Source organism: Mesorhizobium sp. M2E.F.Ca.ET.209.01.1.1, assembly GCF_004010375.2.
Classification (GTDB): domain Bacteria; phylum Pseudomonadota; class Alphaproteobacteria; order Rhizobiales; family Rhizobiaceae; genus Mesorhizobium.
On sequence record NZ_SADP02001045.1, the window covers coordinates 1 to 299 of the forward strand.

Genomic DNA, 299 nt, shown 5'->3' on the forward strand with positions numbered 1-299 from the left:
CCGCGTGCCAGGATTGGTGCGCACCCAGAACTCGATCTGGTCGATGCCCTCCTCCATGCGGCTCTCGGCCTCGCTCTTCATCTCGACGATGAAGGCCGCGCGTTCGAGCTTCAGCGCCGGCAATTCGGCCATCACCGCCTTGGTCAGCCCGGCTGCAGCCGCGTGACGCAGCGATGAGAGCTGCGCCGCGGAAATGTCGTAAGCCTCGCGCGCGGCGGCTGCCTGTTTCTGCAGCCCGTGCAGCCGCTCCTCGCCGGCGTCGAGGTCGGCCAGGTCGGCCGCCATCGTGTCGCGCAGCT

The 299-nt window shown here is 68.9% G+C and carries 1 pseudogene; it reads right to left on the minus strand.

The features are described 5' to 3' along the window. Positions 1-299, minus strand: a pseudogene (locus EN852_RS39050) (DNA repair protein RecN); the annotation flags it as partial.